The 15757-nt window shown below is 42.0% G+C and carries 18 protein-coding genes; 14 read left to right on the top strand and 4 right to left on the bottom strand.

Translation table 11 applies throughout. The annotated features are described in order from the left end of the window. Positions 1-226 precede the first annotated feature (226 nt). Genes arfA through BET01_RS07070 form a run of 5 tightly spaced genes read left to right on the top strand, consistent with a single transcriptional unit; the run spans position 227 to position 6748 of the window. Positions 227-1744, top strand: coding sequence for an arabinosylfuranosidase ArfA (arfA, locus tag BET01_RS07090; protein WP_120196113.1), 1518 nt, complete (start codon positions 227-229; stop codon positions 1742-1744). A 19-nt stretch (positions 1745-1763) separates the two neighbouring features. Then, positions 1764-3257 (top strand): L-arabinose isomerase, encoded by a 1494-nt coding sequence (gene araA, locus BET01_RS07085; RefSeq protein ID WP_120196112.1) that lies wholly within the window; start codon positions 1764-1766, stop codon positions 3255-3257. A 58-nt stretch (positions 3258-3315) separates the two neighbouring features. Further along, complete coding sequence (locus BET01_RS07080; RefSeq protein WP_120196111.1) at positions 3316-4914, top strand: xylulokinase; 1599 nt, start codon at positions 3316-3318, stop codon at positions 4912-4914. 27 nt (positions 4915-4941) lie between these two features. Next, positions 4942-5637, top strand: coding sequence for an L-ribulose-5-phosphate 4-epimerase (locus BET01_RS07075; protein ID WP_120196110.1), 696 nt, complete (start codon positions 4942-4944; stop codon positions 5635-5637). Between the two features lie 10 nt (positions 5638-5647). Then, the gene (locus tag BET01_RS07070; protein WP_120196109.1) at positions 5648-6748 is read left to right on the top strand and encodes a GntR family transcriptional regulator; all 1101 of its coding nucleotides are present in this window, start codon (positions 5648-5650) and stop codon (positions 6746-6748) included. Between the two features lie 2 nt (positions 6749-6750). Here the strand turns inward: BET01_RS07070 and BET01_RS07065 are convergent, their stop codons facing one another. Then, positions 6751-7995, bottom strand: a complete 1245-nt coding sequence (locus tag BET01_RS07065; RefSeq protein ID WP_243117145.1) for an MFS transporter — start codon at positions 7993-7995, stop codon at positions 6751-6753. A 260-nt stretch (positions 7996-8255) separates the two neighbouring features. Between BET01_RS07065 and BET01_RS07060 the strand changes: the two genes are divergently transcribed. Beyond that, a complete protein-coding gene (locus tag BET01_RS07060; RefSeq protein ID WP_120196107.1) occupies positions 8256-9074 on the top strand; it encodes a helix-turn-helix domain-containing protein in 819 nt (272 codons plus the stop codon). A gap of 21 nt (positions 9075-9095) precedes the next feature. Here BET01_RS07060 and BET01_RS07055 read toward each other — a convergent pair whose 3' ends face one another. The 3 genes from BET01_RS07055 to BET01_RS07045 all read right to left on the bottom strand — a co-directional run bounded on the left by BET01_RS07055 (position 9096) and on the right by BET01_RS07045 (position 11580). Then, positions 9096-9941: a helix-turn-helix domain-containing protein gene (locus tag BET01_RS07055; protein ID WP_120196106.1), complete on the bottom strand. Its 846-nt coding sequence runs from the start codon at positions 9939-9941 to the stop codon at positions 9096-9098. Positions 9942-10230: 289 nt separating this feature from the next. After that, complete coding sequence (locus tag BET01_RS07050; protein WP_120196105.1) at positions 10231-10971, bottom strand: Ltp family lipoprotein; 741 nt, start codon at positions 10969-10971, stop codon at positions 10231-10233. Between the two features lie 54 nt (positions 10972-11025). After that, a complete protein-coding gene (locus BET01_RS07045) occupies positions 11026-11580 on the bottom strand; it encodes a helix-turn-helix domain-containing protein (RefSeq protein ID WP_243117144.1) in 555 nt (184 codons plus the stop codon). 224 nt (positions 11581-11804) lie between these two features. Here BET01_RS07045 and BET01_RS07040 point away from each other — a divergent pair, with 224 nt between their 5' ends. From BET01_RS07040 to BET01_RS21525, 8 genes are all read left to right on the top strand, one after another. After that, positions 11805-12119 carry a hypothetical protein gene (locus BET01_RS07040; RefSeq protein ID WP_120196104.1) on the top strand — a complete coding sequence of 105 codons (315 nt, stop codon included), beginning with the start codon at positions 11805-11807 and terminating at the stop codon, positions 12117-12119. Further along, positions 12055-12549, top strand: a complete 495-nt coding sequence (locus BET01_RS07035; RefSeq protein ID WP_120196103.1) for a terminase gpP N-terminus-related DNA-binding protein — start codon at positions 12055-12057, stop codon at positions 12547-12549. The genes BET01_RS07040 and BET01_RS07035 overlap by 65 nt, the downstream gene beginning before the upstream one ends. Positions 12550-12740: 191 nt before the next feature. Further along, the gene (locus tag BET01_RS07030; RefSeq protein ID WP_120196102.1) at positions 12741-13190 is read left to right on the top strand and encodes a phage tail terminator family protein; all 450 of its coding nucleotides are present in this window, start codon (positions 12741-12743) and stop codon (positions 13188-13190) included. Continuing rightward, on the top strand, positions 13177-13356 hold the full coding sequence (locus BET01_RS07025) for a hypothetical protein (protein WP_120196101.1): 180 nt from the start codon (positions 13177-13179) through the stop codon (positions 13354-13356). Before BET01_RS07030 ends, BET01_RS07025 begins: the two co-directional genes overlap by 14 nt. After that, positions 13357-14694, top strand: coding sequence for a phage tail sheath family protein (locus BET01_RS07020; RefSeq protein ID WP_120196100.1), 1338 nt, complete (start codon positions 13357-13359; stop codon positions 14692-14694). 14 nt (positions 14695-14708) lie between these two features. Beyond that, positions 14709-15179, top strand: coding sequence for a phage tail tube protein (locus tag BET01_RS07015; protein ID WP_120196099.1), 471 nt, complete (start codon positions 14709-14711; stop codon positions 15177-15179). An 8-nt stretch (positions 15180-15187) separates the two neighbouring features. Further along, positions 15188-15604: a phage tail assembly chaperone gene (locus BET01_RS07010; protein WP_120196098.1), complete on the top strand. Its 417-nt coding sequence runs from the start codon at positions 15188-15190 to the stop codon at positions 15602-15604. A gap of 11 nt (positions 15605-15615) precedes the next feature. After that, positions 15616-15753 carry a hypothetical protein gene (locus BET01_RS21525; RefSeq protein ID WP_158585000.1) on the top strand — a complete coding sequence of 46 codons (138 nt, stop codon included), beginning with the start codon at positions 15616-15618 and terminating at the stop codon, positions 15751-15753. Positions 15754-15757 lie beyond the last annotated feature (4 nt).

The raw sequence follows: 15757 nt of genomic DNA, 5'->3' as shown, positions 1-15757 counted from the left end.
GTTAAGTTTCTTGTAAAAAGTGCTAAATATGATAGAATAATGAAAAACAACTTGTGCAATGGTGCGTACAAGTTATAAATTGGTAGTAAGAGGATATCTTATCCATCTTATGGAAAGAGCAGGAGGTATAACGTATGAGATCTTTTGTGCATATCTCAGAACGATTACCGTAAAGCATTTGGCGAATAATAAATAGAAGCAATTACAGAAAGGTTGGAGGAACAAAATGGCATACAGCAAAGTTAAGATGGTAGTTGATAAGGAATTTCGTATTGCGGAGATTGATGAAAGAATTTACGGGTCATTTATTGAGCATCTTGGCCGTGCCGTTTATGACGGTATTTATTCCCCAGAGCATGAGACCGCCGATGAGCACGGCTTTCGTGGAGACGTAAAGGATTTGATCAGGGAGCTGAATGTTCCGATTATCCGGTATCCAGGCGGTAATTTCGTATCAAGCTTTAACTGGGAAGACAGTGTGGGACCATTAAATGAGCGCCCAAGACGTCTGGAACTTGCATGGAAGAGCATTGAGGAAAATAAAGTGGGCCTGAATGAATTCACCAAATGGACCAGAGATGTAGGCTCTGATGTTATGATGGCGGTGAACCTGGGAACCAGAGGGATTGCAGATGCCTGCAATATCTTAGAATATTGCAACCACAAAGGCAACACCAAATACAGTGATTTAAGAATCAGTCATGGATACAAAGAGCCTCATAATATTAAGACTTGGTGTCTAGGCAATGAAATGGACGGCCCATGGCAGCTTGGACATAAAACCATGGAAGAGTATGGACGTCTGGCTGAGGAAACGGCAAGGGCTATGAAACTTATCGACCCTACCATTGAACTGGTATCTTGCGGAAGTTCTAGTTTAACCATGCCTACATTCCCTGATTGGGAGGCTGTGACGCTTCAGCATACATACGATCACGTGGATTACGTTTCTATGCACCAGTACTATGGAAATCAAAAGGGCGATACCGAAGATTTCCTTGCATGTTCTGATGATATGGATGAGTTTATCCGTACGGTAATCGCTACTTGTGATTATGTTAAAGCGAAAAAGAGAAGCAAAAAAGAAATTAAGATCAGCTTTGATGAATGGAACGTTTGGTATCATTCCAATGCGGCTGATAACGATATTACAGAAAATCACCCTTGGCAGATCGCTCCACCTATGCTAGAGGATATCTATACCTTTGAAGATGCTCTGTTAGTAGGTCTTATGTTAATTACCATGTTAAAACATGCGGATCGTGTGAAGATGGCTTGTCTGGCTCAACTTGTCAATGTCATCGCACCAATTATGACGGAAGCTGGCGGCGGAGCTGCATGGAAGCAGACCATATTCTATCCATTTATGCACGCTTCCAAATACGGCAGAGGAACTGCACTTCTTCCTGTTATCAGCACCCCTAAGTTTGATACCGCTACCCATGCGAATGTAACAGCTGTTGAGGCAGTTCCTGTCTACAATGAGGAAAAGGGAGAGGTTACTATTTTTGCAGTCAATCGAAGCATTAAGGAAGATGCTGAGATGACCATTGATATGAGAAGCTTTGAAGGTTATCAGGTTCTTGAGCATACGGTTTTAGAATGTGATGATCTTCAGGCAGTGAATGGGCCATTCAACCAGAAGGTGGCTCCAAAGGAGACCAGCCAGTCTGTAATTGATGGTGGAATTGTAACCAGTAAACTAAACAAAGCTTCCTGGAACGTAATCCGTCTTGGAAAGTAAATAATAAGGGGGTAATCTTATGGTAAGTAAAGAATATAAATTCTGGTTTGCAACCGGTTCCCAGGACCTCTATGGGGAAGAGTGTCTGAGCAATGTAGCAAGGCATTCAGCCATTATAACGGAGCGGCTCAATGCCTGTGGGCTTTTACCATTTCAAGTGGTACTAAAACCGGTTCTTATTGACAATGCATCCATACGGTCTTTGTTTCATCAGGCAAATGACGATGAGACCTGCGCTGGAGTCATCACTTGGATGCACACCTTTTCTCCCGCAAAATCCTGGATTTTAGGATTGCAGGAATATAGAAAGCCGCTGCTTCATTTACATACCCAGTTCAATCAGGAGATTCCTTATGACTCCATTGACATGGATTTCATGAACGAAAATCAATCTGCCCATGGTGATCGGGAATTTGGTCATATGGTAACAAGAATGGGAATGGCAAGAAAGGTGATTGCAGGATTTTGGGATGATGAAAGTGTTCAGAATCGAATCGGAGACTGGATGCGTACGGCTGTAGGAGTCATGGAAAGCAGCCATGTCCGTGTGGTCCGTTTTGCAGATAACATGAGAAATGTAGCCGTAACCGAAGGAGATAAGGTAGAAGCCCAGTTAAAGTTTGGTTGGGAGATTGATGCTTATCCTGTTAATGAGATTACAGATTATGTAAAAGATGTAAAAGAGGGTGAGATATCTTCTCTGGTAGAGGAATACTACAGCCGATATGAAATCGTAACAGAAGGAAGAGATCCAGAGGAATTTAAGGCACACGTAGCAGCTCAGGCAAGGATTGAGCTGGGATTTGAGCAGTTCTTAAAGGAAAAGGATTATCAGGCCATTGTCACTCATTTTGGAGATCTTGGTACCTTACAGCAGCTTCCTGGTCTTGCCATTCAGCGTTTGATGGAGAAGGGGTATGGCTTTGGTGGGGAAGGAGATTGGAAGACGGCTGCCATGGTTCGCCTAATGAAGATCATGACCTCTGGGATACCAAATGCAAAGGGAACTTCTTTTATGGAGGATTATACTTATAATCTAGTTCCAGGAAAGGAAGGCATTCTTCAGGCCCACATGTTAGAGGTATGCCCAAGCATTGCAGAGGGGAAGGTTTCAATCAGGGTTAATCCATTGTCTATGGGTAATAGAGAAGATCCTGCACGCCTTGTATTTACGGCGAAAGAGGGGAAAGGCATTGCGACTTCTCTCATTGATCTAGGGAACCGGTTCCGTCTCATTATCAATACTGTAAACTGTAAGAAGATAGAAAAGCCTATGCCAAAGCTTCCAGTAGCCACTGCGTTTTGGACTCCAGAGCCAAATCTCATCACTGGGGCTGAAAGCTGGATTCTGGCTGGAGGTGCGCATCATACGGCATTTTCCTATGATTTAACAGCAGAGCAGATGGGTGACTGGGCGGAAGCCATGGGAATTGAAGCAATCTATATTGATGAGAAGACCACCATACGTGATTTGAAGAACGAATTGAAGTGGAATTCGGTTGTGTACCGCTAAGAACATAATGGGGTCCGCCTCCTAATGGAGCGGGCCCATTTTAAAAGGAGGGGTCCAAATGATAGGAAAAGAAATCGCAGCAGTAATCAGGGAAGGTAAGACAGCCCTTGGAATTGAACTTGGTTCTACAAGAATTAAGGCAGTACTCGTGGATGAAGACCACAACCCAATTGCCTCTGGCAGTCATGATTGGGAAAACAAGTATGAGAATGGGATCTGGACATATTCCATCCCCGATATCTGGAAAGGTGTCCAGGACAGCTATCAGAAAATGGCAGAGGAAGTGAAGGAAACTTATGGAGAAACACTGACCACCATTGGAGCCATCTGTTTTTCTGCCATGATGCATGGATATATGGCTTTTGACAAGGAAGGGGAGATCCTGGTTCCTTTCCGGACGTGGAGAAATACCATGACAGAAGAGGCATCTAATGTGCTAACCGACTTATTTTCCTATCATATTCCCCAGAGATGGAGCATCGCCCATCTGTATCAGGCCATCTTAAACAAAGAGGAGCACGTCTCTTCCATTGATTACCTCATCACCCTGGAGGGGTATGTCCACTGGAAGCTTACAGGAAAGAGAGTTCTTGGAATTGGAGACTGTGCAGGCATGTTTCCTATTGACAGCAGCACAAAGGACTATTATGAGAACATGGTGGATCAGTTTGATTCCCTGATTGATACAGAACATCTTCCCTGGAAGTTAAAAGATATTATGCCTAAGGTATTAACTGCTGGAGAAGAGGCTGGTTCATTGACCTTAGAGGGCGCCGCCCTTCTTGATGTCAGTGGGAATTTAAAGGCTGGGATTCCTCTATGTCCGCCAGAAGGAGATGCAGGAACCGGTATGACAGCAACCAACAGCGTAGCAAGAAGAACTGGTAATGTTTCTGCTGGTACCAGTGTATTTGCCATGGTAGTTCTTGAAAAGGAGCTGTCTAAAGTGTATGAGGAAATCGATATGGTCACCACTCCAGCAGGCGATTCTGTGGCAATGGTCCATTGTAACAACTGTACTTCTGATTTAAATGCCTGGGTATCTCTGTTTGAAGAGTTTGCCGATGCCATGGGAATGAAGACGGATAAGAACACCTTGTTTTCTACCCTTTATCAAAAGGCTTTGGAGGGAGATAAAGATGGAGGCAATTTATTGTCTTACGGTTACCTCTCTGGGGAACATATCACCCATTTTGAAGAAGGAAGACCTTTGTTTGTCCGCACACCGGAGAGTCGTTTTAACCTAGCCAACTTTATGAGGGTTCATCTCTATACTGCTTTAGGAGCCTTAAAGGTAGGGATGGAAATTCTTTATAAAGAAGATGTAAAGCTTGATGTGTTATTAGGCCATGGAGGACTCTTTAAGACGAAAGGGGTAGGTCAAAGCATTATGGCGGCAGCTATGAATGTTCCTGTTTCTGTTATGGAAACTGCAGGAGAAGGCGGCGCCTGGGGAGCTGCACTTTTGGCCTCCTATCTAATTCGAAAAGAAGAAGGGGAATCCTTAGACCATTACCTGGCTCAAAAGGTATTTCATGGAGAAGCTGGTACTGTGGTAAAGCCGGATCCAGAAGATGAGGCGGGATTTACCGTATATATGGAGCGATATAAAAAGGGACTTTCCATAGAACGGGCTGCACTGGATTATTTTAAATAATACTACATTTGGAAAGGCGGAGAGAACATGCTGGAAGAATTGAAACGCTCGGTATACGAAGCAAATATGGAGTTGCCAAGAAAAGGACTTATTACATATACCTGGGGAAATGTCAGTGGAATTGACCGGGAGAAGGGACTTTTTGTCATCAAACCAAGTGGTGTGGATTATGACATCCTAAAGCCAGAAGATATGGTAGTCATGGATCTGCTTGGAAATAAGGTGGAAGGAGACTTAAACCCTTCCTCCGATACGGCCACTCATCTGGAACTTTATAAGGTTTTTTTAACGGTAGGAGGAATCGTCCATACCCATTCCCCAATGGCGACCTCCTGGGCACAGGCAGGCAGAGGGATTCCTTGCTATGGGACCACTCATGCCGATTATTTCTACGGAGAGATTCCATGTGCCAGAAATCTGACAGAGGAAGAGATTGAAGAGGGGTATGAAAAGAACACCGGACTAGTGATTATAGAAACCCTTCAGGGAAGAAATCCCATGCACGTTCCTGGGATCCTTTGTAAAAACCACGGCCCCTTTACTTGGGGAACCGATGCGGACAATGCAGTTCATAATGCGGTGGTATTAGAAGAGATTGCAAAAATGAATCTCATGACCGAATTGTTGAACCCTTCCATAATACCTGCACCTCAGTGCATGCAGGATAAGCATTTTATGCGCAAACATGGCCCCAATGCGTATTACGGGCAAAAAAAATCGTAAGGAGTTTTCTATGGCAGAGGACAGCGGAAAGACAAAATATTATGTATTGATGGAAGAATTAAAGCAGGATATCGTATCCGGGAAAAGAAAACCAGGAGATCGTCTGCCGTCTGAAAATGAATTATCCGCCTCCTGTCACGTAAGCCGCCACACGGTCAGAAAAGCACTCTCTATTCTGGAACAGGAAGGATTTATCGAAGCGGTACATGGGCGGGGAACCTTTGTCTCCAGAAAAGCTGGAGGGAAGAGGGGGTCTGGCAATATAGCAGTCATTACTACCTATTTATCGGACTATATTTTCCCCAGGTTGATTCAGGGCATCGACAGCGTGCTTACGGCTGGCGGATATAGCATCATTCTTAAGAATACTGGAAACAGCAGGCTAAAGGAGAGCAAAAGCCTGGAAGAAATACTGGAAAAGGATATTGACGGCCTCATCATTGAGCCCAGCAAAAGTGAGATCATGTGCGGGCACAAGGGGCTTTATGACAAGCTTGATTTCTATAAGATTCCTTATGTATTCATTCAGGGATATTATTCTCAGATGAAGAAGAAACCGCATATTCTCATGGATGACTGTATGGGAGGATATCTGGTGACCAAATATTTAAGAGAATTGGGGCATAAGCATATTCTTGGTATCTTCAAAGCTGATGACATTCAGGGAATCGACAGGCATAAAGGGTATGTAAAGGCCCTGCAGGAATCTGGATTATCTTATGATCCTGACATGGTGATCTGGTTTCATACGGAAGACCGTACGGTCAAACCTTCGGAGATCTTAAAATATCTGCTGGAAGAGGGAAAAGAGATTGACGGGATTGTCTGCTATAACGATCAGATTGCTCTGGAGATTATAAAGACCCTTGAAAAAAATGGGCTCTCAGTACCTGGTGACATATCAGTTACGGGATACGACAACTCTTTTATTGCGGAAAATGGAATGGTAAAGCTGACCACCATCGCTCACCCCCAGGAACGACTGGGGGCTATGGCGGCGGAGCTTTTATTGGAGAAAATTGACGGCATACCAGATGAGGAAAGCCGGGTAGAACGGATACTAAAGCCAGAGCTTGTAATTCGTGAATCTTGTAGGGACCGAAGAGAATAAGGTCAATGGGTGCGCAGTTTTCCCATGTAAAGAACACAGCCTAAGATCAGTGTTCCGGATAAAAGAAATAACATCTGCATCCCTCCCATTGGAAAGCCAAATACATGGATGGAGGGGAGAACTTTTAAGAGGAAAGCGCCTAGTAAGGTTGCAAGGAATCCGCTAAGTCCGGCATAAGAAGAATTGGCACTGACATATGGCACTCGCTTATCGGTAGGGGCATAGTGATATTGCAGATGAAAGACGGAGATGGCAATTCCGCCCCAGGCAATGCCTGAGAGTGCCTGCATTGGAGGCTGGAGGATATAGCAGGTCTCCGGTGTCATAAACAACCAACCAGCGTGAATCAGCCCTAAGAGCCCCATAGAGGTCCTTGTAACAAATAACCATGAGGTAGCATCTGCAAGTTTCCCCCAAAGCCATGAGGCAATAATTCGTAGCGTGGAAGAAATAAGCCCCAGGAAGGTAATATAAGTATAGTCAAGCTTTAATCCTGTTACCATGTAAACGCTGAAAAAGGGGCCTGCCACCTGCAAAGCCACATTCCAGAACATGTAGGAGAACATGACTTTTCTGTATTCTTTATCCAGTAGAGGAGAAAGAATGGAATCCTTAAGCTTCTGGACATGGGGGACACTCTCGGGTTCCTTGATTGAGGAAAGGCACCAAAAATCCATGCATGCCAGGATAAACACGACACAACCGACCACTAAAAATCCCTGCTGTTCCATATCTGCATTTCGAAACCAGTCCATGACCCGGCCCATAATCAGGCTGATGGCAGTGGACATGCCAAAGGCAAAAGAATCTTTCTTTCCAAGATATTTACCTCGAATGGATGACGGGACCAGTTGAAGAATCCAGTTTCCAATTCCGGTACCAATAAATGCACCGAAAAAATGAGCGGTACCATAGATCACAATAAGAGCGAGCAAGCGAAAAGCCGGATTCTCTATAATGAGTGGAACAAAAAACACGGATGCAAGTAAAAGCCGGTGAATCAAGGAAAAGGCTGTGAGAATGGCCTTTTTTCTGCGCATACTTTCTAACAGGACGGCGGAGAACATCTGCAGCAGGCATAACAAAAGAGGCAGCGAACCGATAATTCCATTGATAGAGTCTGTAGCTCCTAATGAGTTTGCATATCCGGAGAGAAATGCACCAGTAGTCAAGGTGACGATGCCGTTGGCACAACAGCCTTCTGCAATAAAAAATCTTCTGCTTCTTAAATAGTCTGAATCTGTCATAGGTGCATCCTGAGATTGGTTGTGGAAAATCTCTTCTTTAAGTTGAAACATGAAGTTCATGATATTTAGACGGCAAATCTGCCGCAATCCCCTTTTCATTTTGTGAATTTTCTGCTATTCTTGGGTAAAAAGAAGAAGTAGTAATGTATAACTACCGTCTTTTTGCCTTTCTTAATATTGCCAGTAGAATGGAAAGGATACAAGAGGAAAAAGAAGCGAAAAACTGGAGAATTCCGACTCAGGGGTGACAGGGGGAAGTTATGGAACATTTTTTACAGCTAAAAGCGGTACTTCCGGTTAAGGCGCTTAATGCAGGATACTTGGTGACGGGTGGCAAGGGGTGCCACGCGGACCGGGTCATGGATTCTTTTGAAATTATTTATGTAAATTCAGGGGTTTTGGGGATAGCAGAAGAAGAAATAACTTATAATGTGGAGGAAGGGGAGGCTCTTATCTTGTTTCCGGGAAGGCATCATTGGGGAACTAGGGAGTTTGATGAGGATCTTACCTTTTATTGGCTTCATTTTCATCTGGAAGAGGAAGCGGTTAGAACGGGACAAGACGTGATGTCTTTGCCTCAGTTAATACGGGTCAGAAAGCCGGAGCAGTTTGAAGACTTGTTCCGTCGGTTCATCAAACGACAGAATGTATGCCAGGATGATAAAAGGATATTAAATCTGGTGCTTTTAGAGCTTCTTTGTGAGCTCAGCGATTCCCTTTCTCCTATGGAAGTCAATGGGCAGAAGGTTCTTCTTGCAAACCAGGCAGGACAGTATATTAGGAATCATTTAGAAAAGCCTCTATCTTCCTCCATACTAGCAGAAAAGCTGGATTGCAGCCCGGACTATCTGGGGCGGGTCTACAACGCCGTGTATGGAAAGACACTTACGGAAGGGATTCATGAAGCAAGACTGAATAAAGTTTGCCGAATGCTGGTGGAGTCTAGTTTGACAGGAAATGAGATTGCTTATCAGTGTGGATATCAGGATGTGGATTATTTCCGCAGAATATTTAAAAAGTACATGGGTATTACACCAAAGGAATACCGCCAGACCTATAGCCTGGTGGGAAAGAAATAAGAAAGCGGCAGATGAGGAAACTCATCTTGCCGCTTTTCTATATTCTGCCGGACAAAGGCCGGTTTGTTTTTTGAAGATACGGCTGAAATAGAGGGGATTTTCATACCCAATGATGGTGCCGACTTCCCCTACGGTATAATCTGTGCTTTCTAAGAGCTCTTTTGCTTTATTAATACGTATGGAGGTAATGTATTTGCCTGGGGGCATACCGGCATATTGTTTAAAGCTTCTGATAAACCAGCAGGTGCTCATGTGAAGCTTTTTGGCATATTCCTCCACTTGTATGTCTTTGGTGAAATTCTCGTGAAAATAGTGGATTGCCTGCTCCATTTCCTCTTTGATCTCTGTTTTTTTGTAACCCCCTTCTTCCTTTAACCGTTTGAGAGTAAGAAAAAGCTGTTTTATATACAGGGAGGATAATTCTTCGGAACAAGGCCTTGGAAGCTGGAGTTCTTTGATGATGGATAGGAAGAGGTCCTGATATTTGGCAGAGATTCCTGTGTATAGAATCGGGTCTTTTAAGAAACCTGCTTCCCTGATTAGGCCGGCTGCCTCCTTGCCAGTGAAATGGAGCCAGTATACTTCGGGTTTGTCTTCTAGATAATAAGCATATTGCTGGAAATCATGGGGGCGGTAGATGACCATGTTTCCGGCTGAAGCCTCTTGGATTTCAGTGTTTATGTGAAAAATAGCTTTTCCGGATGCAATATATAATATCTGATAGTCCGGGCGACCAAGCGGACGCGTGGTGGACATGACGGGGAGAGTGAGGAGACGATATACTCCACAGCAATTGGCCCTTAGGGAAATGTTGTAATTTTCCAGTTGGTCGTCGGTTAGATCCATATAGCCGGTGTTTGCGTACATATCCAGGAACTCCTTTTGAATTTTTACTATATTGTATCATTTTGTGTATGTTTTGTCGAACAGAATAAGCCTCGTTAATTATGGGGTATCTATTTTTTTATTTCTCAAAATCAGTTATTACTATTAACTTTTAATACAAAAATACGTCCTCATATGAGGACGTATCGACAATGATATAAATATTTGAGGATTATTCTTTTCTGACAAGCATGAAAAGAAAAATCCGTTTGAAGCCGTTCGGAATTGGTATCGCCGTTCGGTTTTAATTATATTATTTTATGTATACTATTTAATTAAGATTTGCGATAGCGTAGTCTGCTTCCTCTTGCGAGAATTTTTCACCATACTCAGAAGTGAGCTGGTCATGAATGGCAGTAGGTGACATACTCATAGATCCCTGATAGGTTTTAGCCTTTTTTAATGCATTGTCGTTCCAATCAGCTTCGATGTGATCAATGGCGTATTGTGCCTCTTCCGGTGTAAATTTTTCGCCATTTTCTGATACCAATTGATCGTATATTCCCTTTTTTGACATGGACATTGTTTGGCTGTAGGTTTCTGCTTTATTCAGAGCATTTTTATTATAATCAATTTCAGAATGATCAACTGCGTACTGAGCAGCTTCAATAGAAAATTTTTCACCGTATTCTGATATCAATTGATTATAAATTCCACCCTTAGACATATGCATTACATCACCGTAGGTTTTAGCTTTTTTCAACGCTGATTTGTATTCTGAAGGTATAGAAGTATTCTCTGAGCTAACTTCTAAAGAGGTCGGCTCAGTATTCCCATTTGCATTGTCTGTTGCAATGGTCTTTATTGCAGCTTCTGTTTGAGGGCTAGTCTTATGGCCAGAGCCCTTTCCCATCGCTGAACTGATTATGCCGATAGCAATAAATGCCAATACGGCGATTAAGCATCCTTTACCTTTCTGGCTTTTTCGACAATTAGGACAGACCTTTGCGTCAAATGGAATTTCTGTCTTGCAGTGTTTGCAAATCTTTGTTGTTGGTTTTTCTTTCCCCATACTCATATTCCTCATTTCATTTGTACTTTATTAAAAAGCCATTGGCTATTTTAATCATTCATCAAAAAAAGCATCATCATAATCCTTCATTTCTTTGGTGACGTTTAGATCAGTGCGTTCATGAGAGGCACGTGGGATAAGATGTGGCTTTTTCAATAAGGTCTGTTCTTTTTCTGAAGGGTGTGGCTCAGTTTTCAACTTTATTATCCGTTTCTCTTGCTTTGCTATTTCTTGTACACGGGTGGTCTCTCTATCTAATAGATAAGATACTGTTTCCTGTCCGAAAGAGTCCAGAGAGCGGTATTTTTTAATATGCTCTATCTCAGATGGATTTATAGTAAAGTCGGTACCAAGTATATTTAGTCCAAAGGTCTCTACGGGTGTTATTTGTGTAAGGTCTTCCTCATCCCAACTCATAAGATAAGGGACTGTTGTACTTAAAGCGTTTGCAAATTCTACTACCTTACTCTGGACAATATCATTCGTACCATTTTCTATTTTGGCGATAGTGGATTTGTTTTTGTATCCAAGTGCTATTGCCAATTCTTCCTGTGTCATGCCTATAGCTTCTCTTTTTTCTTTTATCCTCTTTCCAATATTCGCCATCATAGTTCCTCGATTCCTATATGATAGATTAAATATAACACATAGTTTATTTAAAATCAATAATTCCAGTGGAAATCAAAATAAAGTTGACTTTAAATCACCCAAGTGATATATTGTGATTAGATGATTTAAAATCACCAATTAAACAGATTAAGTTCATAGGGCGGAAACCACCACCAATAAAAACGGTAGCTAGACAGTGTAACAAAAAGAAGGAGGAATGAATCATGAGTGAACAAGTAAAAAAGTCATACGCCTTGTATGACAGAGGTTATTACATGGGAGAATATAGCGCTCAAGAAGCGTCAGCACTATTAAAGATTCCCAGCGCGACAATCTCATCATATGGGAATTCGGGGGCTAAGATACTTGGCAGATTTACGGTTGAGGTTGTTGAACCTTCTGCCGGGCGAGATTTACTAGCTGAGGAGTGGGATAAGGTAAGAATCGAAATTTTGACGACAGGGAGGTGTAAACATGGAGCAGGCAGCGGTAGAACAATTAGTAAAAACAGCAGCTTTGGAAGCAGTTCAGCTATTTGAAAAGTCCCAGAAAAAGAGTAATAAGACAAAGGCTCATCATAATGCAAAGAAGTTAATAGAGAATTATAACCGGATACGTGAGAGCATCAGGGGGGACGTATCTGAAATAACCGGTATGAATCATAATGGGTTAGAAGAATCTCTAGAGGAGGATATTTACTTAAATAGTGTTTTGAGAAATAAGCTCCGAAGCAGTGTTACAATTGCGCATATTGATAAGTGTCTAAGACTTTTGGAAGAGGAACAGTCCAGAAAAAATGCGCCAGAAAAGTATAAAGCTTTCAAGTTATTTTATCTCGACGGCGTGACTCAAGAGGAGATTGCAGAAATGTTATGTAGTACAGATAGAACTGTACGACGATGGGTTTCAGAAGTAACTGATATCTTAAGTGTTTATTTGTTTGGAACGGATGCAATTATTTTGGATTAGGTATTGCCAGACCTCATCCAAATCGTGTCCTGTTAAAGTCACTATAGCAGATTTATAATTTTATTATTCCAACTAAGATAAATTTGGAAAACAAACAGAGGAGGAAGTAAGTATGTGAAGAAGGCGGCAGTAGAGCAGTATGAATTTGTAAAAAGTCAGGAGTTTAATAAACGGATAGAGGAGAATATTAAATGACATTTACAATTGAAAAATTAATAGGCTCCATAATAGGAGTTTTAAAAGAACAATATCCGGATATTCAGGTATACAGTAATTTAAGTCATCAGTCACCAGAGATTCCGTGCTTCTTTCTATCACTTATGCCAGTTGAGACGGAAAATCGGATAGGACGTCGTCTTATGAGAAAAATCAGTATTGATGTGGTTTTTATGGGGGAAAGAGGCAATCAGGATGAATCTAGTCAGCTAACGTCTATTGCAGATAGGCTGGATCTATCACTGGAATACATTCCTTATGAAACTGGTAAGCTACGGACTTATAACCGGGAATGGAAGATTGATAATGAAGAGCTACATTATCAGTTTACGGTGAAAGTAACCATGTCTTATCCGGACGACACACCATTGATCGAATCTTTGGAGACTTATAAAGGGGGTGTAAATCAGTATGGCAACAAATAAAAAGATGGCAGTTAAGTACAAAACAGCTTCTCTTATTCATAGCAAGGGATTTGAAAAATACCAGCAGGATTTTGCCAGGGTATTGCTACCAGAAGAGGAGTATACCGTTGAAGAAGCAAAAGAAATTTTAGATAAATATTTTGAAAAGAAGAAGGAGGGTAAATAGATGGCCGGAGGAAATTGGACTAGTCAAAATAAAAAACAGCCTGGTGTTTACATAAATGTAAAATCAAGCATGGAGCAGGCAGCTAGTGTGGGAGATAGAGGTATCGTTGCAATATGTGAACCGTTGTCATGGGGACCAGAGGATGAAATTATGACCATTCATACAGGCGACGATTTCACACCATTTATTGGATATGATCTCATGAATAAAAAGGCGTTATTTTTAAGGGAGATCTTGAAAGGAACAGATCATACAAAAGGGCCTGTTAAGGTTTTACTGTATCGACCCAGCACTACCGGCGCGACAAAGGCATACGCTGCTCTTGAACCGCTTACCGTTACAGCAAAATACAACGGAACAAGGGGAAATGATATATCGATTTCTGTTATTGCTGATCCGGACGATGAGGGAAGCTTCACAGTACAGACCGTTGTTGATGGGATGATTAAACACACTCAGACCGGAAAGGTTGTTGCAGATCTAAAGGGAAATGATTGGGTTGTATTTTCAGGAACGGGAAAATTAGTAGCTAGTGCAGGAATCCCTCTTACAGGAGGTTCCGATGGTATTGTAAGCAGCGCTGCTCATTCCGCCTTTCTTAAAGCATTAGAACCACATAGTTTTAACATTGTGATATATGATGGCTCTGATAGAATCGTACAGGCTGCCTATGTGGCTTTCATCAAACGAATGAGAGATAATCTGGGAAAAAAATGTCAAGCTGTTATGGCTGGCGCCGAGAGCAATTCAGATGCAGTTATCTCAGTTAAAAATGGTGTAGTGCTGTCTGATGAGACTACACTTACTCCTGAGCAGACAACTTGGTGGGTTGGAGGCTCTGAGGCGGGTGCAAAATATAGTGAATCTCTGGTATATGCACAGTATCCAGACGCTGTAAATGTATCACCTCGCCTAAATGCATCAGAAATTGATGATGCTTTAAGCAAAGGTCAAATTGTATTTTTTGAAGAGTTTGGCAGCGTAAAAATCGTTTCCGACAATAATACATTGACTACCTATACACCAGATAAGGGTGAGGCGTTTTCTCTGAATCAGGTTATCCGTACTTTGGACACTGTAGCAAGCGATATTTATGTAAATTTTTCCAAGAATTATATTGGTAAAATTCAGAATAATGCTCCAGGTAGAGATTTGCTTAAGGCTTGGATTGTAGGATATTTAAATGAAATCCAGGCAAATGGTGGAATTCAGAATTTTGTTGCAGATGATGTGGTTGTGGAAGCAGGAGAGGCAATTAATTCCGTTGTAATTACGCTTGCAATTCAACCGGTGGCTGCTGTTGAAAAAATCTATATCACAGCAACCCTAACAGATTAATAAGGAGGTAGAGTATGTCATTTTTATTAGAGCGTGATGCCTTAAATGGTAAAGCTGGTAGAGCTTTTGCAGTAATAGATGGTCGTAATGTAGAGATGTTTGGCCTGAAGAAATTCCAGGCTGATGCAGAATTTCAGGAATCTGATTTTAAGGTGGTAGGAACTAATCTTGTCCAGAAAAAAACTTCTGGAGTTTCCTTAACAGGATCAGCCACCGTTTATTACGGAACGCCGGAATTTCTAAATATGTTAAAGACTTATTTGAAATCAGGAAAGTTGCCCTATTTCACATTTCAAATCACCAATGAAGACGAGGGGAGTACCATTGGATCCCAGACGGTAGCTTTATATAACGTAAAACTGCAGAAGCTTCCAATTGCCATCTTGGATGCGGATACAGAATTTTTAACTATGGATATTACATTCAGTTTCACAAATGTTGAGATCCTTAACGCATTTACAGCCCCCACACAGTTGGGAGAATAGGAGAAATTATGAGTGCATTAAAAGCATTTTTGCAGCCAGTGATGGCAGGTGTGACCAAAGAGGTTATTGTATCCAATCGTTTTAAAGATGAGGAAGGGAAAGCGGTGCCTTTTGTAATTAAAGCAATCACTCAGAAAGATAATGAGAAGCTGGCACGTATGAGCAGAAAAAACGTAAGTGTCAATGGTTCCCCTGTAGAGAAGCTTGACAACCTCCTGTATACAAAGAGACTGGTTCTTGCATGTGTTCAGGAACCTGATTTTAGCAATCAGGAAATGTGTAAATATTACGGGACAGAGGATCCTCTTGATGTGCCTTCTCAGATGCTGAGTATCGGAGAGTATAACCGTCTGTCAGAAGCAATTCTGGAATTAAACGGGATGAAGGATGCGGAAGATAAGCTGGAAGAAGCAAAAAACTCTTAAACGGGGGAGACATGGACGTGCAGCTGGCATACTACATGTTAGTCAATCACGGTCGCTTCCCCGGGGAGGTCGCAGATCTTCCAGAAAAAGAGAAGATACTAATGTATCAGATGGCAGTCAAAGAAATCAAGAGCCGGCCCCAAAAGTAAGGAG

The sequence above is a fragment of the Lacrimispora algidixylanolytica genome (genome assembly GCF_003609635.1).
Classification (GTDB): domain Bacteria; phylum Bacillota; class Clostridia; order Lachnospirales; family Lachnospiraceae; genus Lacrimispora; species Lacrimispora algidixylanolytica.
Note: the sequence above shows the minus strand (reverse complement) of the source record. Positions and strands in the feature narration are given on the sequence as shown.